At 68.7% G+C, this 674-nt stretch carries 1 protein-coding gene; it reads right to left on the bottom strand.

Going from position 1 to position 674, the window contains the following annotated elements; translation table 11 throughout:
* Positions 1-641: ABC transporter permease (locus ABD768_RS42980; protein WP_344850762.1), on the bottom strand; the 641-nt coding region annotated here is incomplete at its 3' end.
* Between the last annotated feature and the right edge of the window lie 33 nt (positions 642-674).

The raw sequence follows: 674 nt of genomic DNA on the forward strand, positions 1-674 counted from the left end.
TTGAGTCCTCTCGGAATGGTCAGTCGCCCGAGCAGGACGAGTAGTGCGTCGAAGACGAGGGCGATGGCGACGATCAGGACCGTGCCGGTGATCGCCATCTCCAGCGAGTTGGCGCCGCCCAGGCGGGCGAGCCCGTTGAAGATCAGCGAGCCGAGCCCGGGGCCCAGCACGTAGGCGACGATCGCCGCGACGCCGACGATCATCTGCGTCGACACCCGGATGCCCGTGAGGATCACCGGCCAGGCGACGGGCAGCTCCACGGTGAGCAGCACCCGCCAGCGCGGCAGCCCGATTCCCCGGGCGGCCTCGATCAGACTCGGCGGCACCGATCGGAGCCCGACGATCGCGTTGCCTATCACCGGCATGGCGGCGAAGAAGGCAAGCATGATGAACGACGGCACCACGCCCAGACCGAACGGGACGATCAACAGCGCCAGCAGGGCCAGCGTCGGGATGGTCAGCGCGACACGGCTGGAGGTGAGGGTCAGTGCCGCACCGATCGGCAGCCGGTAGACGAGCACGGCGATCACGACCGCCACCACGGTGCCGACCAGCACCGTTTGGAAGGCCAGCGAGGCGTGCTGATACGTCAGGAACGCGAGCGTCTGCCCGCGTCCCGATACGTACTCCCAGAGACTCACGTGTCGCTCGGCCCGACGGGTTCGCTCCCCCGG

Source organism: Kribbella ginsengisoli, from assembly GCF_039537185.1.
In the GTDB taxonomy this organism is placed as follows: Bacteria; Actinomycetota; Actinomycetes; order Propionibacteriales; family Kribbellaceae; genus Kribbella; species Kribbella koreensis.